General features: G+C 71.7%; 21 protein-coding genes and 1 pseudogene. 15 read left to right on the top strand and 7 right to left on the bottom strand.

The window, feature by feature from the left end; translation table 11 throughout:
- The first annotated feature begins 19 nt into the window (after window positions 1-19).
- The 8 genes and pseudogenes from ACFY0F_RS15365 to ACFY0F_RS15330 form a co-directional block, all read left to right on the top strand.
- Window positions 20-436 carry a phage holin family protein gene (locus tag ACFY0F_RS15365; RefSeq protein WP_388793345.1) on the top strand — a complete coding sequence of 139 codons (417 nt, stop codon included), beginning with the start codon at window positions 20-22 and terminating at the stop codon, window positions 434-436.
- Window positions 433-837, top strand: coding sequence for a DUF3618 domain-containing protein (locus ACFY0F_RS15360; protein ID WP_388793343.1), 405 nt, complete (start codon window positions 433-435; stop codon window positions 835-837). The genes ACFY0F_RS15365 and ACFY0F_RS15360 overlap by 4 nt, the downstream gene beginning before the upstream one ends.
- A gap of 206 nt (window positions 838-1,043) precedes the next feature.
- On the top strand, window positions 1,044-1,994 hold the full coding sequence (locus ACFY0F_RS15355) for a cyclase family protein (RefSeq protein ID WP_388793341.1): 951 nt from the start codon (window positions 1,044-1,046) through the stop codon (window positions 1,992-1,994).
- A 124-nt stretch (window positions 1,995-2,118) separates the two neighbouring features.
- Window positions 2,119-3,699 carry a GMC oxidoreductase gene (locus ACFY0F_RS15350; RefSeq protein WP_388793339.1) on the top strand — a complete coding sequence of 527 codons (1,581 nt, stop codon included), beginning with the start codon at window positions 2,119-2,121 and terminating at the stop codon, window positions 3,697-3,699.
- Window positions 3,700-3,864: 165 nt separating this feature from the next.
- Window positions 3,865-4,704: an SDR family oxidoreductase gene (locus ACFY0F_RS15345; RefSeq protein WP_388793337.1), complete on the top strand. Its 840-nt coding sequence runs from the start codon at window positions 3,865-3,867 to the stop codon at window positions 4,702-4,704.
- Between the two features lie 45 nt (window positions 4,705-4,749).
- Entirely contained in the window at window positions 4,750-6,195 is a 1,446-nt protein-coding gene (locus tag ACFY0F_RS15340; RefSeq protein WP_388794049.1) for a cytochrome ubiquinol oxidase subunit I, read from the top strand.
- The gene (locus tag ACFY0F_RS15335; protein ID WP_388793335.1) at window positions 6,192-7,232 is read left to right on the top strand and encodes a cytochrome d ubiquinol oxidase subunit II; all 1,041 of its coding nucleotides are present in this window, start codon (window positions 6,192-6,194) and stop codon (window positions 7,230-7,232) included. Before ACFY0F_RS15340 ends, ACFY0F_RS15335 begins: the two co-directional genes overlap by 4 nt.
- 4 nt (window positions 7,233-7,236) lie before the next feature.
- Window positions 7,237-8,439: pseudogene (locus ACFY0F_RS15330) on the top strand (cation:proton antiporter); the annotation flags it as partial.
- A gap of 29 nt (window positions 8,440-8,468) precedes the next feature.
- On the opposite strand, the gene ACFY0F_RS15325 reads toward ACFY0F_RS15330, so the two are convergent.
- Window positions 8,469-10,307: a glycoside hydrolase family 15 protein gene (locus tag ACFY0F_RS15325; RefSeq protein WP_388793333.1), complete on the bottom strand. Its 1,839-nt coding sequence runs from the start codon at window positions 10,305-10,307 to the stop codon at window positions 8,469-8,471.
- 48 nt (window positions 10,308-10,355) lie between these two features.
- Complete coding sequence (locus ACFY0F_RS15320) at window positions 10,356-11,297, bottom strand: DUF389 domain-containing protein (RefSeq protein WP_388793331.1); 942 nt, start codon at window positions 11,295-11,297, stop codon at window positions 10,356-10,358.
- A gap of 183 nt (window positions 11,298-11,480) precedes the next feature.
- Between ACFY0F_RS15320 and ACFY0F_RS15315 the strand changes: the two genes are divergently transcribed.
- Window positions 11,481-11,813, top strand: coding sequence for a hypothetical protein (locus ACFY0F_RS15315; protein WP_388793329.1), 333 nt, complete (start codon window positions 11,481-11,483; stop codon window positions 11,811-11,813).
- Window positions 11,814-11,839: 26 nt separating this feature from the next.
- A complete protein-coding gene (locus ACFY0F_RS15310; protein WP_388793327.1) occupies window positions 11,840-12,256 on the top strand; it encodes a hypothetical protein in 417 nt (138 codons plus the stop codon).
- Window positions 12,257-12,276: 20 nt separating this feature from the next.
- On the opposite strand, the gene ACFY0F_RS15305 is transcribed toward ACFY0F_RS15310, so the two are convergent.
- Together ACFY0F_RS15305 and ACFY0F_RS15300 are read right to left on the bottom strand one after the other, a co-directional pair.
- On the bottom strand, window positions 12,277-12,873 hold the full coding sequence (locus tag ACFY0F_RS15305; protein ID WP_388793326.1) for a hypothetical protein: 597 nt from the start codon (window positions 12,871-12,873) through the stop codon (window positions 12,277-12,279).
- A gap of 95 nt (window positions 12,874-12,968) precedes the next feature.
- A complete protein-coding gene (locus tag ACFY0F_RS15300; RefSeq protein ID WP_388793324.1) occupies window positions 12,969-13,556 on the bottom strand; it encodes a hypothetical protein in 588 nt (195 codons plus the stop codon).
- A 231-nt stretch (window positions 13,557-13,787) separates the two neighbouring features.
- On the opposite strand from ACFY0F_RS15300, the gene ACFY0F_RS15295 reads away from it, so the two are divergent.
- From ACFY0F_RS15295 to ACFY0F_RS15285, 3 genes are all read left to right on the top strand, one after another.
- Window positions 13,788-14,228, top strand: coding sequence for a pyridoxamine 5'-phosphate oxidase family protein (locus ACFY0F_RS15295; protein ID WP_388793322.1), 441 nt, complete (start codon window positions 13,788-13,790; stop codon window positions 14,226-14,228).
- Between the two features lie 144 nt (window positions 14,229-14,372).
- Entirely contained in the window at window positions 14,373-16,757 is a 2,385-nt protein-coding gene (locus ACFY0F_RS15290) for a phosphoketolase (protein WP_388793320.1), read from the top strand.
- A gap of 109 nt (window positions 16,758-16,866) precedes the next feature.
- Entirely contained in the window at window positions 16,867-17,559 is a 693-nt protein-coding gene (locus ACFY0F_RS15285; protein WP_388793318.1) for a response regulator, read from the top strand.
- Window positions 17,560-17,575: 16 nt separating this feature from the next.
- On the opposite strand, the gene ACFY0F_RS15280 is transcribed toward ACFY0F_RS15285, so the two are convergent.
- Window positions 17,576-17,986: a pyridoxamine 5'-phosphate oxidase family protein gene (locus ACFY0F_RS15280; protein ID WP_388793317.1), complete on the bottom strand. Its 411-nt coding sequence runs from the start codon at window positions 17,984-17,986 to the stop codon at window positions 17,576-17,578.
- Between the two features lie 192 nt (window positions 17,987-18,178).
- Here ACFY0F_RS15280 and ACFY0F_RS15275 point away from each other — a divergent pair, with 192 nt between their 5' ends.
- On the top strand, window positions 18,179-19,918 hold the full coding sequence (locus ACFY0F_RS15275) for a GAF domain-containing protein (protein ID WP_388793315.1): 1,740 nt from the start codon (window positions 18,179-18,181) through the stop codon (window positions 19,916-19,918).
- 174 nt (window positions 19,919-20,092) lie between these two features.
- Here ACFY0F_RS15275 and ACFY0F_RS15270 read toward each other — a convergent pair whose 3' ends face one another.
- Window positions 20,093-22,045: a PAS domain S-box protein gene (locus ACFY0F_RS15270; RefSeq protein ID WP_388793313.1), complete on the bottom strand. Its 1,953-nt coding sequence runs from the start codon at window positions 22,043-22,045 to the stop codon at window positions 20,093-20,095.
- A 291-nt stretch (window positions 22,046-22,336) separates the two neighbouring features.
- On the opposite strand from ACFY0F_RS15270, the gene ACFY0F_RS15265 reads away from it, so the two are divergent.
- Window positions 22,337-23,224, top strand: a complete 888-nt coding sequence (locus ACFY0F_RS15265) for a universal stress protein (protein WP_388793311.1) — start codon at window positions 22,337-22,339, stop codon at window positions 23,222-23,224.
- A 31-nt stretch (window positions 23,225-23,255) separates the two neighbouring features.
- Here ACFY0F_RS15265 and ppk2 read toward each other — a convergent pair whose 3' ends face one another.
- Entirely contained in the window at window positions 23,256-24,059 is an 804-nt protein-coding gene (ppk2, locus tag ACFY0F_RS15260; RefSeq protein WP_388793310.1) for a polyphosphate kinase 2, read from the bottom strand.
- Window positions 24,060-24,415 lie beyond the last annotated feature (356 nt).

Genomic DNA, 24,415 nt, shown 5'->3' with positions numbered 1-24,415 from the left:
TTCAGGGAGGTGACCCGTCATGACCCCGGACAGCCGAGGCCCGAGCACTGCCTCCTCGGAGCCGGTGAGCGAACTGGTCCAGCGGGCCTCGCAGCAGCTGACGGAGCTGGTGCGGGGCGAGATGCGACTTGCTCAGGCGGAGATGAAGGAGAAGGGCAGGCGCTACGGGAAGGGCTCGGGCCTCTTCGGGGGCGCCGGCCTGACCGGCTTCCTGACCCTTCAGGGTCTTGTCGTGACGGCGATCGCCGCGCTGGCGGTGCCGCTGCCGGTGTGGGCCGCCGCGCTGATCGTCACCGCCGTCCTCGGCGTGATCACCGCGGTGCTGGCCGTCACCGGGAAGAAGGAGGTCGGCCGGGCCGCCCCGCCGGCACCCGAGCAGACCATCGACAACGTGAAGGCCGACGTGGCCGAGATCAAGGAGAGTGCCAGGCGATGACCCAGCCGCCCCACGACGAGCCCACCGCCTCCGGACCCGAGGAACTGCGCGCGCAGGTCGAGCAGACGCGTCACGAACTGGGGGACACGGTCGAGGCGCTGGCCGAGAAGGCGGACCTCAAGGACCAGGCCCGGCAGAAGGCTGCGGCCGTGAAGGAACAGACGGCCGCGACGGCCGCGGAGCTCACCGGCCAGGCGAAGGCGAAGGCCGCCGAGGCCGCCCATGTGCTGCAGGACAAGGCCGCCCAGGCCGCCGGTCAGGTCAGGACCAGGGCCGAGCAGGCCGACCGGATGTGGCAGGAAAAGGCACCGGAACCGGTGCGCGACAACCGCACCGTGCTGATCGCCGCCGGAGCGGGACTGCTGGTCGCCTGCCTGCTGCTGCGCCGCAGGCGGAAGTAGCCGCGGGAGGAGGCAGCGGTCCGCAGGGGACGGGGACGCCGGTCGGCGCCCCCGTCCCCTGCTCTTGACGTGCGGGTCCCCGGCCCGGGTGCTGCAATGGCTGGAGGGGCCGCCCGCCGCCGAGGAGTGGCCATGACCGAGGACCTCGAGGGACGCCGACGGCTCGACGGCGGCGCCGCGACCACGGGACACCGGGAGCGGGTCACATGAGTTCGCAACCGCGCCCCGCGACGTCGCAGCGCATGTCCGAGGCGGACTTCCGTGCCCTGTACCGCCGGCTGCGTGAGCTGGCACGGTCCGGCGCGGACCAGCCGCGCGGGGCGCTGGGGCACCTCACCCCCGAACGTGTGGTGGCCGCCGCCGCGGAGGTCCGGCGTGGACGCTCCCTGTCGCTGGCCGCCCCCATCGAGACCGAGCCGGGGCCCGACAACCCCCAGCCCGCATCCCACCGGATGACCGCGTCGGCGCCCGGCGAGGCCGACGCCCCCGGACTGCACTTCGCTCGCGACCGGTTCGCCATGAACGTGCACTCGGACGCCGACAGCCACCTCGACGCGCTGTGCCACGTCATGTTCGACGGCGAACTCTACGGCGGTGTCCCCGCGGGCAGCGTCACACCGGACGGCGCCCACGCCCTCACGCTGGACCTGGTCCAGGACGGCATCGTCGGCCGCGGGGTCCTGCTGGACATCCCGCGTCTGCGGGGCGTGCCATGGCTCGAACCCGGCGATCAGGTCACCGCCGAGGACCTGATGGCGGCCGAGGCGGCTCAGGACGTCACGGTCGGCCCCGGTGACCTGCTGTTCGTACGGGTCGGGCACCGCCGTCGCCGGCTGACCCACGGCGCCTGGGACTCGGCACGGGCACGGGCGGGCCTGCACCCGACGGCGATGCGCTTCCCGGCTCAGCGGCGGGTGGCGGTCCTCGGTTCGGACGGCAACAGCGACACGGCCCCCAGCGCGGTGGCAGAGGTTCCGTTCCCCGTGCACGTACTCGCCGTGAACGCCATGGGGATGCACCTCATGGACTGGCTGGACCTGGAGCAACTGGCGCCGGCGTGCGAACAACTGGGTCGCTGGCACTTCCTGTGCGTGGTCGCCCCGCTGCGGCTGCCGGCGGCCACCGGCAGCCCCGTGAACCCGATCGCCGTCCTGTGACCGAACCCGGACGCCGACTCCTCCAGATGCCGCATCGCCCGGGGGCGGATACGTTCGAAGTGGGGAGAAAGCTGTGTCAGGTCCCGGCCCCGGGCGAGACCGCAGAGGCAAGGACGGTGGTCGCATGCGCGACTTCCCCCATTACGACATCATCATCATCGGCACCGGCGCCGGCGGCGGGACGCTCGCCCACCGGCTCGCCCCCTCGGGCAAACGGGTGCTCGTCCTCGAACGCGGCGACTACCTGCGCCGCGAACGCGACAACTGGGACTCGACGGCCGTGTTCGTCAAGGGCAAGTACCGTGCACCGGAGTTCTGGCTGGACAAGCACGGCAACGAGTTCCCGCCCGAGGTCAACTACTACGTCGGCGGCAACACGAAGTTCTACGGCGCGGCACTGTTCCGGCTGCGTCCGGAGGACTTCGGGGAACTGCGCCACCACGACGGTGTCTCTCCCGCCTGGCCGATCCGCTACGAGGACCTGGAGCCGTACTACACCGAGGCCGAACACCTCTACCTGGTGCACGGCCGGCACGGCGAGGACCCCTGGGAGGGGCCGTCCAGCGCACAGTACGCCTACCCGCCGGTCGAACACGAGCCCCGTATCCAGCAGTTGAGCGACGACCTGGAGAAGCAGGGACTGCACCCCTTCCACCTTCCCATCGGCGTCAACCTCACCCAGGACGAGAACGGGCGGGCCACCCACTCCAGCGCCTGCATCCGCTGCAACCGGGTCGACGGCTTCCCCTGCCTGGTCCGCGCCAAGTCCGACGCCCAGGTGGTCTGCGTCGAACCGGCACTACGACACCCGAACGTCGACATGGTCACCGGCGCCCACGTGACACGGCTGGAGACCGACCCGGCAGGCCGCAGCGTCACCACGGTCTGCGCCCGGCTCCCGGGCGACGAGCAGGCCCGGTTCACCGCGGACATCGTGGTGGTGGCCTGCGGGGCGGTCAACTCCGCCGTGCTGCTGCTCGCTTCGGCGAACGACCGGCACCCCCACGGGCTGGCGAACAGCTCGGACGTGGTCGGCCGGCACTACATGCGGCACAACAACCTCGCCCTCATGGCCGTTTCGAAGCAGCCCAACGACACCCAGTTCCAGAAGACCCTCGCCCTGCACGACTGGTATTTGGGCGCCGACGACTGGGACTACCCCCTCGGAGGCATCCAGATGCTCGGCAAGTCGGACGCCGAGCAGATCCACGGCGAGGCCCCGCGCTGGGCCGGCGCGGTCACACCGGACATGCCCTTCGAGGTGCTCGCCCACCACGGCGTCGACTTCTGGCTGTGCGGAGAGGACCTGCCCGCACCGGGCAACCGGGTCACCCTGGAAGCCGACGGACGGATCCGGCTGACGCTCGACGAGGGCAACAACATCGCGGGACTGGGACGCCTCAGGCACAAACTCCAGCACATGCTCGGCCACTTGGGGATGCACGAGCACCACCTGCTGTCCCACAGCATCTACCTGCACAAGGGCATGCCGATCGGCGCCACCGCACACCAGGCGGGCACGGTCCGGTTCGGCACCGACCCGGCGTCCTCCGCGCTGGACGTCAACTGCAAGGCCCACGACCTGGACAACCTGTACGTCGTCGACACGAGCTTCTTCCCGAGCATCGGGGCGGTCAATCCGTCCCTGACGGCCATCGCGAACGCCCTGCGTGTGGGAGACCACCTGCTGGAACGGCTGGGCTGACCCGCGCCGGAACCGGACCGACCGACCGGGCGAAGGTGCTCAGCCTGTCGGCGCAACGCGGGACCTCCCGGGGTGCCGCCGCCCGGCCAGAGTGGTGGTGTGGCAATCGAACCCCCGGGCCGTGCCCGGGGGACCCGGGCCACGCGACGTCAGGAGCAGGTCATCGTGAGTTCCACCGAGGGCGCACCCCAGGACGTGATCCCCGCACAGTTGCTCAAGGGCCAGAAGGCCCTGGTCACCGGCGCGAACTCCGGAATCGGCAGGGCGACGGCCATCGCCCTGGGCCGGGCCGGGGCCGACGTCGTCGTTAACTACGTGGCCGGCCGCGAGGAAGCCGACAAGGTGGTCGAGGAGATCACCTCCCACGGCGTGCGGGCCATGGCCCACGAGGCGGACGTGTCCGACGAGGGCCAGGTCGTCGCCATGATGGACCACATGGTCCAGGAGTTCGGCACGATCGACGTCCTGGTCGCCAACGCCGGTATGCAGCGCGACTCCGCGTTCACCGACATGTCCCTCGCCCAGTGGCAGAAGGTCCTGGACGTCAACCTCACCGGGCAGTTCCTCTGCGCCCGTGAGGCGACCAAGGAGTTCCTGCGGCGGGGAGTGGTCCCCGAGGTGTCCCGCTCCGCCGGGAAGATCATCTGCATGAGCTCGGTGCACCAGATCATCCCGTGGGCCGGGCACGTCAACTACGCCGCTTCCAAGGGCGGCGTGCAGATGATGATGGAGACCCTGGCCCAGGAACTCGCACCGAAGAGGATCCGGGTCAACGCGGTCGCCCCGGGCGCCATCAAGACCCCCATCAACACGAGTGCCTGGGAGACGGCCGAGGCCCGCAAGGACCTCCTGCGGCTGATCCCCTACGACCGCATCGGCGACCCCGAGGACATCGCCAACGCGGTCGTCGCCCTCGCCTCCGACCTCATGGACTACGTGGTCGGCACCACCCTCTATGTGGACGGCGGGATGACCCTCTTCCCCGGCTTCGCCACCGGCGGCTGACCCCTCCCACCCGCGTCGGCCCCTCAAGAGGCTCCTGTGCAGATCATGATGCCGCTGCTGGCCGACGTGCCGGCGCAGACGCTCCCGGCCAGATCGATGATGGCCTTCACCCTCGCCTCCCACATCGTCCTGGTGCCCCTGGGCGTCGCGCTGCCGCTGATCACCCTCATCACGCACGGCTACGGCCTGCGTCGCGGCGATGCGGCCGCGCTGCTGCTGGCCCGACGGTGGTCGGCGGTCATGGCGGTCCAGTTCGCCATCGGGGTCGTCACCGGCACCGTGCTGTCCTTCGAGTTCGGGCTGCTGTGGCCCGGCATGATGGGCAGGTGGGGCGATGTGTTCGGCATCGGGTTCGGTGTCGAGGCCTGGGCGTTCTTCCTGGAGGCCGTCCTCATCGCGATCTACCTGTACGGCTGGCGCAGGCTGCCCTCCCGGACCCATTTCCTGCTCGGGCTGCCCCTGCCGTTCGCCGCCCTCCTCGGTGCCTTCGGGATCCTGGCCGCCAACTCCTGGATGAACACCCCGCGGGGCTTCACCCTCGACTCCGCGGGCAACCCCGTGGACGTGAACATCCGCAAGGCGATCTTCACGCCCATGTTCGGCCCGGAGTACTGGCACTTCGTCATGGCGATGTTCGTGACGGCCGGTTACGTCGTGGCGGGTGTCTACGCCGTCGGACGCCTGCGCGGCCGCAGCGACCGGTACCACCGGCTGGGTTTCACGATCCCCTTCACCCTCGCCGCCGTGTGCACACCGGTGCAGTTCGTGCTGGGCGACTCCATCGCCCGGCAGGTCTTCCACAAGCAGCCGGTGAAGTTCGCCGCCATGGAGATCGTCTGGAAGACCGACACCCATGTACCGGAGTACCTGTTCGGCCGGCTGCATCCGGACGGAACCGTCTCCGGCGGCATCAAGATCCCGCAGCTCGACTCCATCCTGGCCGGATTCCGCCCGGACACCCAGGTCACCGGGCTGACCACCGTCCCGGCGAACGACCGCCCGACCACCACCCAGGCCACCATCGTCCACTGGACCTTCGACACCATGGTCGGGATCGGCTCCCTGCTGTTGCTGCTCGCCCTCTGGTACGGCCTGGTCTGGTGGCGCCGCCGCGGGCTGCCCGCCTCCCCGTGGTTCTACCGGTGCGCCGCTGTGGCCGGCGTCGCTTCCGTCGTCGCCGTCGAGTGCGGCTGGATCACCACGGAAGTGGGCCGCCAGCCGTGGATCGTCTACCAGAACATGCGGGTCGCCGAAGCGGTGACGTCGACGCGTTCCGCCGGCCTGTGGGCCATGTTCGGCGTGGTCGTCGTGGTGTACGTCGTCGTCTTCGCGTCCTTCCTGCTGGTGCTGCTGAAGATGCGCGCCCGCTGGCGGCTCACCGACCGGACGGGCGGGCGGCAGACACCGAGCGGACCACCGGCCGGACCGTCGAGCGGGCCCCCGGAGACGGACACCCCCTACGGGCCGCGCTCCACCGGGAGCCGGCCGTGATCGCCGGTGTCATCGCCGTCGTGCTGCTGCTCGCGGTGGCCGCCTACGCCTGCGCGGGCGGCACCGACTACGGAGCCGGCTTCTGGGACCTGAGTGCGGGCGGAGCGGAACGCGGCAAGCGCCCCCGGTGGCTGATCGACCATGCCATGGCGCCGGTGTGGGAGGTCAACAACGTCTGGCTGATCTTCGTGCTCGTCATCATGTGGACGGGGTTCCCCGTCTTCTTCCAGCGGGTGTTCACCGCGATGTGGCTGCCGCTGGCCCTCGCCGCCGTCGGCATCGTGCTGCGCGGTGCCGGATTCGCCCTGCGCAAGCCCACCCGGCGGCTGGCCGGCCGGCGCCTCTACGGTGCCATGTTCGCCGTCTCCTCGCTCCTGACGCCGTTCTTCCTCGGCGCCGCCGCCGGGGGAGTGGCCTCCGGCCGGGTGACGGCGGGGACACGGGCGTCGGCGGACGTCTGGGCGGGCCCCACATCGGTCCTGTTCGGTCTGCTCGCCGTGGCGACCACGGCGCTGCTCGGTGCCGTCTTCCTCGCGGCGGACGCCCGGCGCTTCGCGGCGTCGGACCTGGACGCCTACTTCCGCCGGAGGGCACTGGGCGCGCTGGCGGCGGTCGCCGTCCTCGCCGTGATCACCCTGGTGGTCACCCACGGGGACGCGCCTCATGTCTGGCACGGGCTCACCCACGGCGTGGGCCTCGTCCTCGTCGTCCTGTCGGCGCTGGCCACGCTCGCCGCCGCCTGGCTGCTGCTGCGTCCCTCCGGCGCATGGTCCCGGGTCACCACGGTCGGCGTGGTCGCGTCGGCCGTCCTCGCCTGGGGCATGGCACAGCGTCCGTACCTCATCCCCACCTCGCTGACGGTCGCCGAGGGAGCGGGTGCGCACACCACCCTCCGCTGGCTGGGGCTCGTCACCCTCGTGGCGGTCGTACTGGTCGTCCCCGCGGTCGTGCTGCTCTACTGGCTGGACACCCACGGCGAGCTGGAGGGCCTCACCGACGCCGACCTGCGCGGCAGTGGCGCCGGGGACGACGGCTGATCCCGTGTCCGAGGACGAGATCCTGCTGGGCCTCGGCCTGACCGTGGCCCTCGCCGTCGGTTCCCAGATCCTCGCGAGCCGGCTGCGGATCCCCTCCCTGATCGTGCTGCTGCCCGCCGGATTCACCGCCGGGGCCCTCACCGACGTCGTCGACCCCGAGCGGCTCGTGGGGCCGGACTTCTCCGCCCTGGTGTCGCTGTCGGTCGCCCTGATCCTGTACGACGCCGGACTGGGCCTGGACATGAGCCATCTCAGGGGCGCCACGCGTACCGTCGTACTGCGGCTCATCGTCGTCGGGGTGTTGCTCTCCTGGGGCACCGTCATGGTCCTGGGGCCGGCCCTGTTCGACGTGCCGGCGGCCACGGCCAGCATGATCGGCGTGATTCTCGTGGTGTCCGGGCCGACCGTCGTCGGTCCCCTGCTCGAACACGTCGGGCCGTCGCAGAAGGTGCGGCGCGTCCTGGTGTGGGAAGGGTCCCTGGTCGACCCGGTCGGCGGCATCCTCGGCGCCGTCGTCTTCCACTCCATCGTCTCCGGCGGGCTGCAGACGGGTCACTTCCGTTTCGGTGCCTTCTTCGCGGGCCTCGCCGTCGGACTCCTGGGCGGCGTGGCCGGCGTCGCGCTGCTGTGGTTCACGCTCCGTCGGCTCCGCCTCGGCGAGACTCTCGGCACGCTCGCCCAGCTGGCCACCGTCGTCGTGGTGGCGGCGGGCTGCGACATGGCGTACGACGACACCGGGCTCATCGCCGCGGTCGTCACCGGGCTGACCGTCGCGAACCTGCCCGGCTTCGGCATGCCCGCGCGACGGCCGTTCTTCGAGACGCTGATCCAGCTGATCATCGGCCTGCTCTTCGTCTCGATCTCGGCCACGGTGACGCCGAAGTCCGTCGGGCCGGTGCTCCTGCCCACGCTGCTGCTCGTCGCCGTGCTCGTCCTGGTGACCCGGCCTCTGGCCGCGCTGCTGGCCGGCATGCGGACGGATCTCCTCCCCGCCGAACGCGCCTTCACCGGCTGGATGGCCCCGCGCGGCATCGTCGCGGCGTCCACCGCCACCACCTTCGCGGGCTCACTCGCCGCCGCGGGACTGAGCGGCGCCGACAAGATCCTTCCCGTCACTTTCCTGGTGATCGTCGCGACGGTCCTGATCTACGGGCTGACGGCGAAACCGGTCGCCGTCCGCCTCGGCGTCGCACGACCCGCCCGTTCCTGAACGAGCCTGCCGGCCAGGGCCAAGCCCTAACGCCGGTCGAGGGCCGCGTTCAGGGTGATGGCCGAGTCGATCAGAGCGAGGTGCGTGAAGGCCTGCGGGAAATTGCCCAGTTGACGGCCCGTCGGGTCGATCTCCTCCGAGTACAGGCCCAGATGGTTCCCGTACCCCATCATCTTCTCGAACACCAGCCTCGCCCGGTCGGTGCGTCCCGCACGCGCCAGGGCGTCGACGTACATGAACGTGCACAGCGAGAAGGTTCCCTCCGAGCCGCGCAGACCGTCGGGGGAGGCGTCGGGGTTGTAGCGGTAGACCAGGCTGTCGCTGACCAGTTCCTGTTCCATGGCGTCGAGGGTCGACGTCCACATCGGATCGTCCGGGGTGAGGAACCCGACCGTCGACATCCGCAGCAGCGAGGAGTCGAGGACGTCACTGCCGTAGTGCTGGACGAAGGCCTGACGTCCCTCGCTCCACCCCTTGGCCATCACCTGCTCGTAGGCGGCGTCCCGCGCGGCGTGCCAGCGATCGGCGGCGGCCGGCCAGCCGTTCGACCGTGCGAGTCGCAGCGCGCGGTCGAACGCCACCCATGACATCACCCGGCCGTACGTGAAGTCCTGGCGGCCGCCGCGGGTCTCCCACAGTCCCTCCTCCGCCTGGTCCCAGTGGTCGGCCAGCCAGTCCAGGTCCGTCAGCAGGTTCGTCCATCCCCGGTGCCCGAGCTGCAAGCCGTGCCGGTGCGCGAAGTAGATGCTGTCCAGGGCCTCGCCGTAGATGTCGAGTTGGAGCTGCGTGGCGGCGCCGTTGCCGATCCGCACCGGCGCGGAACGCGCATAGCCCTCCCAGTGGTCGAGGATCTGCTCGTCCAAATCGGAGGAGCCGTCGACCTTGTACATGATGTTGAGCGGGCCCGAGTCCCCGCCGCTGCCGGCCCGCTCGTTCACCCGCTGTCCCAGCCAGAGGATGAACGCCCGCGCCTCGTCGGTGAAGCCCAGCCCCAGCAGCGCGTACACGGAGAAGGCGGCGTCCCGGATCCAGGTGAAGCGGTAGTCCCAGTTGCGCTCGCCGCCCAGTTGCTCCGGGAGCGCCGCCGTCGGGGCGGCCACCACGGCGCCGCTGGGGGCGAAGGTCATCAGTTTCAGCGTGATCGCGGAGCGCTCGACCACCTCGCGCCAGCGCCCCGTGTAGCGCGACTGGCTCAGCCAGGTGCGCCAGAACGCGACGGTGGCGTCGAAGAGAGCCTCGTGTTCCGCACGGCGGATCTCCCTGGGCGGCTCCTCGGCACCGAGTTCCAGCATCATCCCGCGCTGCTGCCCGGCCTGCAGGTTCAGGGAGAAGTGCAGGTCGGCCTCCCGGTCGGTGAGGACGTCCATCAGCCGCGCGTCCTCCGGTTCGCGGATCGGGTGCACGGTGAGTTCCGTGCCGTCCTCCGCGGCGAAGACCGCGCCGTGCTGGGTGATGTGCAACCGGTGGGACTTGCGTCCGTAGTCGAACCGCGGGGCGATCTCGATGTCGAACCTCATGCTGCCCCGCACACAGCGCACCAGGCGCACCAGCCCGTGGCGCCGGGTGACCGTCGCACCGGTCACGGGCATGAAGTCGAGCACCTCACCGGCGCCCGCCTCGGTCATGAAGCGGGTCACCAGCACCGCCGTGTCGGGAAGGTACAGCTGTTTGGTCGCGTAGGTGGTGTGCGCCGGCCGGACCGTGCAGTGCCCGCCCCTGTCCTTGTCCAGAAGCGCCCCGAACACACTGGGCGAGTCGAACCGCGGGGAGCAGAACCAGTCGACCACCCCGTCGGTGGTCACCAGCGCGGCCGTCTGCAGATCGCCCAGCAGGCCGTGGTTCTCGATCAGTGGGTAGTCGTCCATCGGGGCGTCCCCTTCCGGAGTGAGATTCACCCGAACGCATCCCCCAGATCAGCGTAAGCCGCGGTACCGCGTCGCGCGCCGCCACAGACGTCGCTGCAGTCGCAGGGTGAACACACCGACGACCACGAGCACGACCACGTTGAGCAGGAGCTGGAGCAGCGAGCCCCGCGCCTGGCGCCAGTCGGCGAAGGCGAGGGAGACGGCGATGTCCGAGGCGGCGGGAATGGTGGTCACCGAGATGAACACACCGAGCAGGGCGCTGCCGCGGTCCTCGGTGAGCGAGACGATCCCCACCACACCCGCGAGGAAGGCGACGAGGAACGAGAGGAAATCAGGCGTGTCGATGAGGTGGGAGACGGGCCGCAGACCCAGCTCGAAGGCCTTGGACTGCAGCCCCGCCCCCCGTACCAGCGCCGCGAAACCCAGCGTGCACCCGATGGCCAGCAGGAAACCCGCAGTCAGGGCATGCGTCCCCGCTCGGACCCGGCGGCGGTCGTGCCGGTCGACGCCCAGCGCGATGCCGGTGATCGCGCTGTACTCGGGGCCGACCACCATGGCCGCCACGATGAGGATCTGCGAGTTGGTCAGGATGCCGACCGCGCCGATGATCCCGGCGATCACCAGGAACAGGTAGAACGACGGCGGATACGCGCCCTCCCCGCGGATGCGGGCCTCGACCGTGGCCCACAGCGGGGCACGGGCGAGCGCGCTCGGCAGGCCGGCCTCGATCTGCTCCGCCCGCCGGGAGAACATCAGACCGACCCCGTCGACGGCGATCGAACCGGCACGGTCGACGCCCAGCGCCCGCAGTCCGTCCAGCACCCCGTTCGCGGTGCCTCTCGGCACGTCGCAGTCGATCGCGTCGCCGCCCGTGACAGGGGCCGATCTCACGATGACGAGGTTGAGCACCCGGTCGTCCGCGGTGAGCAGGTCGACGGCCGGCCCGGTGAGTGCCGGCGGCACGACCACGCGGAAGTGGACCAGGTCCATCCCAACCTCCCGAGCCGCCGCACGGCGGTGCCCTGCCCACTATCGCCCGGCATCCTCCACCGCGCTCTCTCCATGTGCCCGCGATGGGCGTACCCGCCAGGCGCGGGCGCCGGACGCGGCGGATAGTGGGGGGAGACGACGGGGAACGCCCCAGCCACTTCCCACCCCGGCACGGGAGGCCAGATGCCCGCTCCACGGTCGCTGGCCGTGCTCACCGGCATCGCACTGCTCGGTGTCGCGCTGACGGCCTGCGACGAGCAGGCGCTCGGCACGATCGACGCGCGCAACGGGGTCAGGACCGTCGAGACCATCTCCAATCCGCCGGTCGGCGGCTGCCACCGTTTCCGTGAGGCCGTGACCCACGTCGCCAATCACCTGGAGAACGACATCGTCCTTCACCAGAGGGCCGACTGCACCGAGCCGCCGGGCGGGCAGAGCTTCTACCTGCCCACACAGACGTCGGACATGGTGGTGCGCTCCACGGGCCTGTGGCGCAGCTTCACCATCGTCCACTGACCCACCGACTGCCCAGGAGACCGGTCATGACCGTCCACGACCACGGTCCCGACGGGGACCACCAGCGGCCCGCACACGTGTCCGAGCAGACGGTGGAGGCCCTGGGATCCCTGTCGAAGGCCCTGGAGACCACCGAGCGTGCCCGCGGCCACCTGTACTCCTTCCACCAGCTCACGGGCAGCGCCGACTTCGAGCTGGACCGCGCGGTCCGACTGCTGCGCGCGGCCGGTCACGACGCCTGGGCGGACCGGGTGCAGCGGGAGATCCTGGGCCGTAACGTCATCCCGGGACACTGGACGTTCCAGATCGTCGAGGCGTACAACGCCACCTACTACCGGCCGTTCGGTGAGCTGGAGGCCGAGGCGCGTCAGGAACTGGCCGACGGCAGGGACCACCTCTACGAGGCCACACTGAAGGAACGACGCCGTACGACCGGCCACTGAGGGGCGAACCGCCGCCCCCGTCACTGCCGTCCCAGGTAGGAATCCGGGTAGCGCCGGGTGAAGTCGACGGCCCACACCAGCAGGACGACGGGCAGTACCCAGTTCAGCCAGTCGCTCGCCGAGGGCACGCGTACCGCCAGCCAGCCCAGCACCGCGATCAGCGCGAACGCCGCCCCCCAAGCAGCCGTCAGCACCCTGTTGATGTGCAGGAACACAGGGGAGTCCCACACTTCGGGCGGTGTCGTCCGCCGGGCGTACTGCGCCGTGAACGGGTCGAGGAACAGTGAGCCGAGGGCCACGCAGGCCAGCACTCCGCTCGAGACGACCTGCGCGTACGTCTCCAGCCAGAGCAACTGGTCCCGGCCCAGAACCAGGGCCAGGACGCTGATCACCGCGAAGAACAGGATGCCGGCCATGTCGAGGAGCATGTACCGGCGCCGGCGGAGGTCCTGACCGGACAGCACGAGCGCGGCGAGCAGACCCGCCAGCGCCGCGTACTCCCAGGTGCTGGGCCCGGCGAGCACCCCGAACACGATCCACGGGGCGAAGCCGAGGAGCACGCCGGCGAACCCGACCTGAGAGGCCGTACGTCCTGTGGTCACGGACTGCTGTGCCATGGAATCACTTCCAGCGTGAAGAGCGGGCCCGCCCCCCCCGCCATCACTTCCATCGTGCTTCGGCATCCCGGTCCGTGCATCCGCTCCTGCTCACATCAGCGGGTCCGGTGGCTCCACCGGGGACCGACCAGCTCCCACTCCCTGCCCCAGGCGTCGATGCGTCGCCGGTCGAGCCAGTACCGTGCCCCGGCCCCGGCGCCGACCGTGACACCCGCGAGGGCCAGGGCCGCCGCGCCGCCGTAGACGCCCGCCTCGACCGCGGCCTGCGTCCCGGTGCGCGGCTGGACGGTCGGCCGCCCCCGTGCGTCCGTCCACACCGTGAGCTGGGCTCCGGCGCTCTGACCGGGCCGCACCCAGGTCCGGCTACTACGGGAGGAGCCGTCGGGGACGGTCCAGCGGACCTTCGCCATGACCCGGTCACCGTCGGTGACCACGTGGTCCCCGGCCGTCTGCGGCACGTCCACGAGCAGCACGGCGCGTACCGGCCGGCGCTCGGCGCGCTCACGGGCGAATCCGTCGCCGACGGTCCGCGCGGTCACCACGCCCACGATCGCGCCGCCGATCGCGACGATCAGCCAGACCGCCAGCACGATCCACGCCTCGAGCACGTCGTCGTGCCGGCGCAGCGGATTGCCGCGCCACCGCCACAACGGACTCGTCGTCCTCCCGGCCCGTGCTGTCATGGGTCTGCACCTCCTCGGCCTCTTCGCCCCTGTGCAGCACGCTGCCAGGTCCGGGTGCGGGCCGGCTTGGGCCGACCAGAGGGCATCGCGGGGCCGTCCGGCCCTACTCGAGGTGGGCCGCGCAGGAGGGCCGCTCTCCAGGTGCCGGGGACCGAAGGGCCCTCACCCGGCGGCCACCCCACGGCCGACGATGGAGCGATACCGCCGCACCAGGTGAAAGACGGACTGGCCATGTATCCCAATGACGGTTTTCGTGAGCTCGACCGGCAGGAGTGCCTCCGTCTGCTGAGGAAGGTCCCGGTGGGCCGTATCGTCCACACGCGACGCGCCCTGCCCGCGGTGCTTCCGGTCAACTTCTGCCTGGACACCGACGGCGCGGTGCTGCTGTGCACCTCGGAGGCCTCGGAGCTGGTGCGCGCGGTCGACGGCGCGGTGGTCGCCTTCGAGGCGGACGAGGTCGACGCCGCCAGACGTGCCGGATGGAGTGTGGTCGTCACCGGCCGGGCCACGGTCGTCACCGACCCGGCGGAACGGCGGCGCCTGACCCGGACCGGCCCGCGCTCCTGGGCGCCGTCCCCGCGGGAGGTGTTCCTGCGCATCCACCCGGAGCTGGTCACCGGGCGCGAGCTCGTCGGCGGGCAGACGCTGTACGGGGTGGACCTCGGGCCCTGAGACCCGGCTCGTACGGACGGCTCGGCCCGGCACCTGGGGTCGAACGGCCCTGTCGGGTACCCGGTGGCCCGCCGCAGGGTGAGAGCCGTGCCCGAACCGGCACATGTCACGCCCCGACCGCCGTCCGACCCGGAAGGAACCCCGATGTCCGTCGACACGCAGCAGGCGTCCGCCGGGCTCACCGACGAGGAGCTCGCCGTCCTGGACGCCCACTGGCGCGCCGCGAACTACCTCTCCGTGGGCCAGATCTACCTCATGGCCAACCCCCTGCTGACCGAACCGCTGCGCCCGGAGCACGTCAAGCCGCGCCTGCTCGGCCACTGGGGCACCTCGCCCGGCCTCAACCTGGTGCACACCCACCTCAACCGCGTCATCAAGGCCCGCGACATCGACGCCCTGTGCATCTGGGGCCCCGGCCACGGCGGCCCGGCCGTCCTGGCCAACTCCTGGCTGGAGGGGTCGTACACCGAGACCTACCCGGACGTCACCCGGGACGCGGCGGGCATGGCCCGGCTGTTCCGGCAGTTCTCCTTCCCCGGCGGGGTACCCAGCCACGTCGCCCCTCAGACCCCGGGCTCGATCCACGAAGGGGGCGAGCTCGGCTACGCCCTCTCGCACGCCTACGGCGCCGCCTTCGACAACCCGGATCTGCTGGTCACCTGCGTGATCGGCGACGGGGAGGCGGAGACCGGGCCGCTGGCCGCCTCCTGGCACTCCAACAAGTTCCTCGACCCGGTGCACGACGGCGCCGTGCTGCCGGTCCTGCACCTCAACGGCTACAAGATCGCCAACCCGACGGTGCTGTCCCGGCTGCCGGAGTCCGAGCTCGACGACCTCCTGAAGGGTTACGGCCACGACCCGATCCACGTCACCGGCGACGACCCGGCGGCCGTCCACCGCGCGATGGCCGAGGCCATGGACACCGCGGTCGACCGCATCGCCGCCCTCCAGCGCGCCGCCCGCGAGGACGGCGCCACGGACCGGCCCCGCTGGCCCGTGATCGTGCTGCGCACCCCGAAGGGCTGGACCGGCCCGGCCGAGGTCGACGGCCTGCCCGTGGAGGGCACCTGGCGCTCCCACCAGGTGCCGCTGGCCGCCGTACGGGACAACCCCGAGCACCTGCGGCAGCTGGAGCGGTGGCTGCGCTCGTACCGCCCTGAGGAACTGTTCGACGAGCACGGCGCCCCGCGTCCCGGCGTCCTCGCCTGTGTTCCGTCGGGCCCCCGCCGACTGGGCGCCACCCCGCGCGCCAACGGCGGACTGCTGCTGCGCGAACTGCCCCTGCCGCCCCTGGAGCGTTACGCCGTCGCCGTCGACAAGCCCGGCGTGACCCTGCACGAACCCACCCGAGTCCTCGGCGACATGCTCCAGGACGTCATGGCGGCCACCGCCGACCGGCGCGACTTCCGACTGGTCGGCCCGGACGAGACCGCCTCCAACCGCCTGCAGGCCGTCTACGCGGCCAGCGGCAAGGCCTGGCAGGCCGGCACGCTGCCGGTGGACGAACATCTCGACCCGCACGGCCGTGTGATGGAGATCCTCTCCGAACACACCTGCCAGGGCTGGCTGGAGGGCTACCTCCTCACTGGCCGGCACGGACTGTTCTCCTGCTACGAGGCCTTCGTCCACATCGTCGACTCCATGGTCAACCAGCACGTCAAATGGCTGCGCACCACCCGCCGGCTGCCCTGGCGCGCCCCCATCGCCTCGCTCAACTACCTGCTCACCTCGCACGTGTGGCGCCAGGACCACAACGGTTTCTCCCACCAGGACCCCGGTTTCGTCGACCACATCCTGAACAAGAGCCCGGAGGCGGTGCGGGTCTACCTGCCGCCGGACGCCAACACCCTGCTGTCGGTGGCCGACCACGTGCTGCGCAGCCGTGACTACGTCAACGTCGTCGTGGCCGGCAAGCAGCCCTGCTTCGACTGGCTGTCGATGGACGAGGCCAGGGTCCACTGCGCGCGCGGCGCCGGCATCTGGGACTGGGCCGGCACCGAGGAGGGCTCCCGGGACCCGGATGTGGTGCTGGCCTGCGCGGGCGACGTCCCCACCCAGGAGGTGCTGGCCGCCGCCCAGTTGCTGCGCCGGCATCTGCCGGAGCTGGCCGTACGGGTGGTGAACGTGGTCGACATCGCCCGGCTGCTGCCGAGCGAGGAACATCCGCACGGGATGAGCGACTTCGAGTACGACGGGCTGTTCACCCCCGACAAGCCGGTGATCTTCGCGTACCACGGCTACCCGTGGCTGATCCACCGCCTGGCCTACCGGCGTCGCGGCCACCCCAACCTGCATGTGCGCGGCTACAAGGAGATCGGCACCACGACCACACCGTTCGACATGGTGGTCCGCAACGACCTGGACCGCTACCGCCTGGTGATGGACGTCATCGACCGCGTCCCCGGCCTCGCGGTGCGGGCGGCGGCCGTGCGCCAGCGCATGGAGGACGCCCGGCAGCGCCACCACATCTGGATCCGTGAGCACGGCATGGACATGCCCGAGGTGGCGGACTGGACGTGGAACGGCTGAACGGCCCGGGGCCGGCCGGGCGAAACAGGGCCGACCGGCCCTGGCCATCGGTCCCCGCGACGGGGAAGTATCACTGAGAAGGAACCGAACACATCACGAGGAGCGACGGATGGCGGAGCGCGAGCAGGCCGGGCCCGACACCCCGATCCGGGTCTTCCTCCTCGACGATCACGAGGTGGTCCGGCGCGGGGTGCACGACCTGCTGAACGACGAACCGGACCTCACGGTGGTCGGGGAGGCCGCCACCGTCGAGCAGGCCCTGGTGCGCGTCCCCGCCCTGCGCCCCGACGTGGCGGTCCTGGACGTCCGTCTGCCGGACGGCGACGGCGTGACCGTGTGCCGGGAACTGCGCTCGCGGCTCCCGGAGCTGGCCTGCCTGATGCTCACCTCGTTCGACGACGAGGAGGCACTGCTCGACTCGATCATGGCGGGCGCCTCGGGGTACGTCCTGAAGCAGATCCAGGGCTCGGACCTGGTCTCGGCGGTGCGCACGGTGGCCCGTGGCCAGTCGCTGCTGGACCCGAGCGCCGCCACCAAGCTCATGGCCAGGCTGCGGGGCGGCTCGCAGCAGGAGGAGGTGCCGGACGCGCTGCCCGGTCTGACCGAGCGGGAGAGGGAGATCCTGGCCCTCATCGGGGAGGGGCTCACCAACCGTCAGATCGGCCGGCGGCTGTACCTCGCCGAGAAGACGGTCAAGAACCACATCTCCCGGCTGCTCGCCAAGCTCGGTGTCGAGCGCCGCATCCAGGCCGCCGTCATCGCCACCCAGGCCCAGGACCGGCTGCGCGCCCAAGGACGCTGATTCCGGGACTCACTCCTCATGCCCTCGTCAGCTCGCGCCCGGTGACCATCCCGGCCTCGATGCGCACGAACACGCCGTCGTGGACGGGCATCCAGGAGTCGGGGGCGCTCCGTGCCAGTCGTGCGTGCTCCACGGGATCGGTCACCACCGTGGCGCGGCCGGTCACCACCACGCTCCAGCCGGAGTGGGCCACCGCGTCGAACTCGTCCACCTCGAAGGCGACCACCGCGCCGTCCACGGCACGCACCAGGGCGGAGCCGGCCGAGGTCCGCAGCAGTACGGAGGAGTCCGCCTCGAGGCGGAAGCCGACCGGCAGCACCGCGGGAAGCGCCTGCTTGGTGTAGACGACACGGCCGACCGGCACCTTGGCCGGCAGGCGCAGGCACGCCTGTCTGTCGAGCACGTGAAAACCGGCGTTCTGGAGCACCAGCCCATCGTCCGTGCGGGCACCCGGCGGGGACAGGGCCGGTCGGCCCTTCTCCACCGCCCGAACGGCCGCGTTCTGGGCGGGGCGCTCCGAGGTGCCGAGGACCTCCCGTATCGTCCCTCCTGCCGAGGCCGCTACCCTGGCTGAGGAGCGGTGCGGGCGTCGGTATCGCGCAGGGCTGGGAGGACAGCGGTGGTAGGCGCCGAAGGAGCTCACGAGGCCCGGCTACGGCTGCCCCAGCTGCGGCTGGACGAGCTGCTGGAGGAGCTGCAGGCCCGCCTGGACGCGGCCCGCGGTACCCGGGACCGGGTGCACAGCCTGCTGGAGGCGGTCCTCTCGGTCGGCCGGGAGCTCGACCTGGAGCAGGCGCTGCGCAGCATCGTGGAGGCGGCGGCCGCCCTGGTCGACGCCGAGTACGCGGCGCTGGGCGTGATCGGACCGGACGGCAGGAGACTGTCGGCGTTCATCACGGCCGGGGTCGGTGAGGAGGAGATCGCCCGTATCGGTCCCTTCCCGGAGGGCCACGGCATCCTCGGCGAGCTGATCCGCCATCCCGAGCCGCTGCGGCTCGCGAAGCTCTCGGAGCACGCCTCCTCCTACGGCTTCCCCCCGCACCACCCGCCGATGAACACCTTCCTCGGTGTCCCCATCCGGGTGCGCGACCAGGTCTTCGGCAACCTGTACCTGACCGAGAAGCGCGGTGGCCTGCAGTTCGACGAGGACGACGAGTCGGTGCTGTCGACGCTGGCCGTGGCGGCCGGTGTGGCGATCGACAACGCCCGGCTGTACGAGGAGTCCCGGCTGCGTGAGCGCTGGCTGCAGGCGAACGCCGAGATCACCCGCAGCCTGATGTCCGGCGCCGGGCAGCGCGAGGTGCTGGGCCTGATCGCCGAACGGGCGCGGCAGATCACCGGTGCCGCGCTGGCCGCCGTCGCGATTCCCATGAAGGACACCGACACCCTCGCCGTGGAACTGGCCATCGGCCGGGAGGCGGACGCGCACCGCGGCCTGGTGCTGCCCGTGCAGGGCACGCTCACCGGCCGGGCCTTCGCCGTGGGCGCGCCGGTGATCAGTGCGGACGTCGCCCATGACGACCGGGTCTCGGCGGGGCCGCCGCGGTTCGCCGGTCTGGGGCCGGCCGTGGCGGTGCCCATCGGCTCGGGCGAGCGGGTCCGGGGCGTGGTCCTGCTGGCCAGGGAGACGGGGGCGAACGAGTTCTCCGACGAGCAGACCGAGCCGCTGCAGGTGTTCGCGGGGCAGGCCGCCGTCGCCATGGAGCTCGCGGAGCGCCGCCAGGACGCCCAGCAGATCGCCCTGCTGGAGGACCGGGACCGGATCGCCCGGGACCTGCACGACCTGGCCATCCAGCGGCTGTTCGCCACCGGCATGACCCTGCAGAGCGCCGGACGTTTCATCCAGCACGCCCAGGCTTCCGAGCGGGTGCGGCGGGCGGTGGACGACCTGGACGAGACCATCAAGATCATCAGGTCGACGATCTTCGGGCTGCGCACCATTGACGACGAGGCGATCGGACTGCGCGCCCGTGCGGTGCGGATCGCGGGCGAGGCCGCGCAGGTGCTGGGCTTCGCGCCGAGCCTCCGGATGGAGGGCCTGCTCGACACCCACGTACCGCGGGAGACCGCCGACCACGTCGTGGCCGTCCTCTCCGAATCCCTCACCAACATCGCCCGGCACGCCCGAGCGGACCGAGCCGAGGTGGCCCTGGAGACCGACGGGAAGGAAGTCCGCCTCACGGTCACCGACAACGGCGTCGGCATCCCGCCGGAGGGCCGCCGCAGCGGCCTGGCCAACATGCGGGACCGGGCGCGGAAGCTGGGCGGCGACATGGAGTTCACCTGCCCCGTAGACGGGGGGACCAGGCTGCTGTGGCACGCGCCCCTGACGGAGGCGGCCGCTCCCTCGGAGGCATGAGGGGCTCCCCCCGGCGTACAGCTCCGCCGCCCGTGCTGGAACTGGGGCGGTACATGGCCGACATGTACGGCCTGGAGAAGCTCTACGACGAACTCGGCATGCAGGGCGCTTGTCGTCGCAAGTTCGAACGCGTCTGCGTGTGCAACCGTCCGGCACCCGGGCCGCACCCGGTACCTACAGCTTCAACGTGAACCAGGTCGTCTTGCCCTCGTCCGTCGGCCGCACCCCCCAGCTCTCGGCGAGGGTGCGGACCAGGAACAGGCCCCGGCCGGACTCCTCGTCCTCGGCCGCGAGGCGGGGCTGGGGGAGGTGCGGGCTGCGGTCGCTGACCTCCACGGTGAGGTCGGTGGCGGTGCGGCACAGGCGCAGTCCGAGGGGACCCTGGGCGTGCTGCACCGCGTTGGTGAGGGTCTCGGACAGCAGCAGAAGGGCGTCGTCGGCCGCTGCGGCGCACTCCCACGACGCCAGGGTCCGGCGGAGGAAGGCACGGCCGTCCGGGACGGAGGAGGGGGTCGCGGGAAGCTCGGTGGTGACCGCGGCCAGCGGTGCGGCCGGGAGCTGGGCCAGGAGGAGCGTCACGTCGTCGTTGTGGCCGTCGGCGTCGGGCAGCAGCTCGGCGAGCACGTGGTCGGCGGCCGCCTCCAGCCCCTTCGCCTGCGGGAAGAACGTGTCGAGGACGGTGGTGAGTTCACCGAGCCGGGCCTCGATGTCGCTGCCGGGCGTCTCGATCAGGCCGTCGGTGTACAGCACGAGCGTGGCACCGGGCGCCATGTCCGTGCAGGACTGCTCGTAGAGGACGCCGCCGACGCCCAGCGGGGCGTTCACCGGTGTGGGAAGCGCGCGGACGCCGTCCCAGGGGCCGACGACGAGGGTCGGCAGATGCCCGGCGGAACAGACCGTCACGGTACCGGCGTCCGGGGCGATGATCAGGTAGCAGCAGGTGACCAGCTGGTCGGGGACGTCCAGGTCGGTGACGACGGTGTCCAGGGCCTGCATCAGCTGACGGGGCTGCATGCCGGTCTTGGCGAGCGCGTGCGCGGCCGAGCGCAGCTGCCCCATCACGGCGGCCGCCTCCAGCCCGCGGCCCATCACGTCGCCGATGAGCACACCCACCCGTCCGGCGCCCAGCGGTATGAGGTCGAACCAGTCGCCACCGACCCCGGCGCCCTGGGTGGCGGGCCGGTAGCGGCTGGCGGTGTCCAGGCCGGGCAGGGCGGGAGGCGTCCCCATCAGGCTGCGCTGCAGGGTGAGGGCGATGTGCCGCTGCTGTTCCAGCAGGGCGGTGAGTTCGGCCTCGGTGCGCTTGCGGTCGCTGATGTCGCGGACGATCGCGCAGGCGCCGACTACCTTGCCGCGGGTGTCGCGGGTCGGCCACAGCGTGACGTCGACGTCCAGCAGCGCCCCGCTCTTGGTCACCCGCAGCGTCTCGAAGTGCTCGACCTTCTCCCCGTGCCGCAGCCGCTGCAGCAACGCGCAGATGTCGTCATGCAGTTCCGCCGGGGCGAGCAGCGACACGTGCCGGCCCATCGCCTCCTCGGCCGTGTAGCCGTACAGGCGCGCGGCAGCGGCGTTCCAGTAGGTGATGAACCCGTCGAGGGTCTTGGCGAGGATGGCGTCCTGGGACGACTCCACGAGTGCGGCGAGTTCGTTGATGCGGGCCTCGGCCGCCTTGCGGTCGCTGACGTCGCGCACGGCCGCCGACACCAGCAGACCGTCCGCGGTCTCCATCGGGCTGAGGCTGATCTCGACGGGGAACTCGCTGCCGTTCTTGCGCAGCCCGTGCAGCTCCAGTCCGGCGCCCATGGGCCGGACCTGCCGGTTGGCCGCGTATCCGTCACGGTGGCGGGTGTGGTGGGCCCGGAAGCGGTGCGGCACCAGCAACTCCACGGGCCGGCCGAGCAGTTCCTCGCGCCGGTAGCCGAACAGTGCCTCGGTCTGGGCGTTGACCAGCCTGATGATGCCGGTGTCGTCGACGATGACCATGGCGTCCGGCGCCGCCTCCAGCAACCCGCGGAACCGTTCCTCGGCGGCCGACGGACCGCCCTGGGGCAACGGGGCCCCGCAGCGGCACTGGACCAGGGCCGCGGGGTCCGCCGGGCGTGCCGGCCCGTCCACGAAAGCGTTCATGTCCACCCGCCAGGTCGCTCGTGATGCTGCGGACATCCCAGCGCATTCGCCCCACCGGCGCCGTCGCTTGTCGCGTCATGGCGTGCGGTGGTCTGAACGCGTTCGCCCCGTGGGCGAACACGACCGTGTGGCGTGCCCGGCTGACCACATGCGGCCGGATTGCGGTGCCGTGTCCGGTGTAGGGCCGGTCGGGCCCGCACAGGGACCCGGAGGACCCTGCCCGTCGGCCGCCCCGGCCGGAAAGCTGGGGGTGATCCGGTCGACAGGGTCCGACAACAGGAGGTGGACGCCATGTCCCGCACCGTCACCGTGGGCCTCGACGGCTCCCCGGAAAGCCGCACCGCCGCCGAGTGGGCGGCCCGCGAGGCGCGGCTGTGCGGGCTGCCGCTGCGGCTGGTGCACGTATGGGAGCCCATGCCGGTACGGATGGAGCGGAACGAGACGGGGATCCCCCCGGCCGATGGCTGGGACAGGATCGCGCGTGACACGGCCGAGGGCCTGCGGCTGCGCCATCCCGGTGTGGAGGTCGTCACCGAGCAGCGCGGTGGTGAACCCGGCGAGGCGCTGGTGGCGGCCGCCGAGGACGCCGAGCTGCTGGTGCTCGGCTCCCGCGGGCTGAGCGGCGTCGGCGGATTCCTGGTCGGCTCCGTCGGCCAGTCGGTCGTCGCACACGCCGGGCGGCCCGTGGTGCTGGTGCGGGCCGGGGAACAGGCCGCCGACGAGCACGAGACGGACCCCGTGGGCATTGCGTCCACCGCCACCCGGTACCGGCCGGTCGTCCTCGGTGTGGACATCGACGCCCCGGACGACACGGTGCTCGCCTTCGCCTTCGAGGAGGCCGCCCGGCGCGGGACCGTCCTGCGGGCCGTGCACGCGTGGACCATGCCGCCGTACTACGCCTACGGGCTGGCCGTGGACCCGGCGTTCCAGGAGGAGCTCTCCGCACAGGTGACGGCCGCGCTGCGCCCCTGGCGGCAGAAGTACCCGTCCGTCGAGGTCGTGGAGGTCACCGCGGAGGGAAGCGCCTCGGTGCGGCTGGTCGACGCCTCGCACCACGCCTCCCTGGTCGTCGTGGGACGTCGCACCCGCCGTGCTCCCCTCGGCCCGCACATCGGCCCCGTCACCCACGCCGTCCTGCACCACGCCACGGCGCCGGTCGCGGTCGTCCCGCACGACTGACCAGGACGCGGTTGCTCGTCGGAAGGCCGGCTCAGAGGTTCGCCGTGTGATCGGGGACGTAGGTCTGCAGATCGCGCGGCGGACGCTGGTACCCGGTGGACCGCGGCCGGTCGGGCAGCTCCAGCACCGGCGGCGGCACCTCCTGGTAGGGGACGGACGCCAGCAGATGGGCGATCATGTTCAGTCTGGCCCGTCGCTTGTCGTCGCTCTCGACGACGTACCAGGGGGCCTCGGCGATGTCGGTGTGCACCATCATCTCGTCCTTGGCCCGCGAGTACGCCTCCCAGTGGGTGATCGACTCCAGGTCCATCGGCGACAGCTTCCAGCGCCGCAGCGGATCCTCGAGCCGGCGCCGGAAGCGCTCCTGCTGCGCCGCGTCGCTCACCGAGAACCAGTACTTGCGCAGCAGGATGCCGTCCTCGACCAGCATCCGCTCGAAGATCGGGCACTGGCGCAGGAACAGCTGGTGTTCTTCCTTGGTGCAGAACCCCATGACGTGCTCCACACCGGCCCGGTTGTACCAGGACCGGTCGAACAGCACGATCTCCCCGGCGGCGGGCAGCTGTTCGACGTACCGCTGGAAGTACCACTGGGTGCGCTCCCGCTCGGTCGGTTTCGGCAGCGCGGCGATGCGGGCCCCACGGGGGTTGAGGTGCTCGGTGACCCGCTTGATCGTGCCGCCCTTGCCGGCCGCGTCCCGTCCCTCGAAGACGATCACCAACCGGGCGCCCGCCGCTCGCACCCACTCCTGGAGTTTGACCAACTCCGTCTGCAGGCGCAGCAGTTCACTCTCGTACGTCTTGCGCGGCAGCGCCGCCGTCTTGTTGTCGGCCATAGGGCCCATTGTCTCCTCGGACCCCCGGGCCGGCCTCCGCGGCGACCACCATGCGGTGCGGCGCGGTGTTCCGGGGCCGGACGGTTTCCCTCGTCCCGGAGCGGGCCGGACGCGGCGTGGCGACGGACGGGATGCCGGGTACCGGACGGATTTGGCCCCGGCCGGACGGAACCGGAATCGGAGGGACCGGACTGCCCCGGACTCGGACCGCCCCGAGGTCGGCTGGTGGTGGGGGGGGGGGGGGGGCCCCCCCCCCCCCCCCCCCCCCCCCCCGCCCGGCGCCCCCCCCCCCCCCCCCCGGCCCCCCCCCCCCGCCCCGGCGGCCCCCGCGGCCCACCACCCCCACCCCCCCCCCC

It is taken from the genome of Streptomyces sp. NPDC001544 (assembly GCF_042894285.1).
In the GTDB taxonomy this organism is placed as follows: Bacteria; Actinomycetota; Actinomycetes; order Streptomycetales; family Streptomycetaceae; genus Streptomyces.
Note: the sequence above shows the minus strand (reverse complement) of the source record. Positions and strands in the feature narration are given on the sequence as shown.

Bases quoted from the DNA above. Each gene is read 5' to 3' on its own strand.
- ACFY0F_RS15365 (WP_388793345.1), top strand. From the start codon at position 20: ATGACCCCGGACAGCCGAGGCCCGAGCACTGCCTCCTCGGAGCCGGTG.
- ACFY0F_RS15360 (WP_388793343.1), top strand. From the start codon at position 433: ATGACCCAGCCGCCCCACGACGAGCCCACCGCCTCCGGACCCGAGGAA.
- ACFY0F_RS15355 (WP_388793341.1), top strand. From the start codon at position 1,044: ATGAGTTCGCAACCGCGCCCCGCGACGTCGCAGCGCATGTCCGAGGCG.
- ACFY0F_RS15350 (WP_388793339.1), top strand. From the start codon at position 2,119: ATGCGCGACTTCCCCCATTACGACATCATCATCATCGGCACCGGCGCC.
- ACFY0F_RS15340 (WP_388794049.1), top strand. From the start codon at position 4,750: ATGATGCCGCTGCTGGCCGACGTGCCGGCGCAGACGCTCCCGGCCAGA.
- ACFY0F_RS15325 (WP_388793333.1), bottom strand. From the start codon at position 10,307: ATGGACGACTACCCACTGATCGAGAACCACGGCCTGCTGGGCGATCTG.
- ACFY0F_RS15320 (WP_388793331.1), bottom strand. From the start codon at position 11,297: ATGGACCTGGTCCACTTCCGCGTGGTCGTGCCGCCGGCACTCACCGGG.
- ACFY0F_RS15315 (WP_388793329.1), top strand. From the start codon at position 11,481: ATGCCCGCTCCACGGTCGCTGGCCGTGCTCACCGGCATCGCACTGCTC.
- ACFY0F_RS15310 (WP_388793327.1), top strand. From the start codon at position 11,840: ATGACCGTCCACGACCACGGTCCCGACGGGGACCACCAGCGGCCCGCA.
- ACFY0F_RS15305 (WP_388793326.1), bottom strand. From the start codon at position 12,873: ATGGCACAGCAGTCCGTGACCACAGGACGTACGGCCTCTCAGGTCGGG.
- ACFY0F_RS15300 (WP_388793324.1), bottom strand. From the start codon at position 13,556: ATGACAGCACGGGCCGGGAGGACGACGAGTCCGTTGTGGCGGTGGCGC.
- ACFY0F_RS15295 (WP_388793322.1), top strand. From the start codon at position 13,788: ATGTATCCCAATGACGGTTTTCGTGAGCTCGACCGGCAGGAGTGCCTC.
- ACFY0F_RS15290 (WP_388793320.1), top strand. From the start codon at position 14,373: ATGTCCGTCGACACGCAGCAGGCGTCCGCCGGGCTCACCGACGAGGAG.
- ACFY0F_RS15285 (WP_388793318.1), top strand. From the start codon at position 16,867: ATGGCGGAGCGCGAGCAGGCCGGGCCCGACACCCCGATCCGGGTCTTC.
- ACFY0F_RS15270 (WP_388793313.1), bottom strand. From the start codon at position 22,045: ATGAACGCTTTCGTGGACGGGCCGGCACGCCCGGCGGACCCCGCGGCC.
- ACFY0F_RS15265 (WP_388793311.1), top strand. From the start codon at position 22,337: ATGTCCCGCACCGTCACCGTGGGCCTCGACGGCTCCCCGGAAAGCCGC.
- ppk2 (WP_388793310.1), bottom strand. From the start codon at position 24,059: ATGGCCGACAACAAGACGGCGGCGCTGCCGCGCAAGACGTACGAGAGT.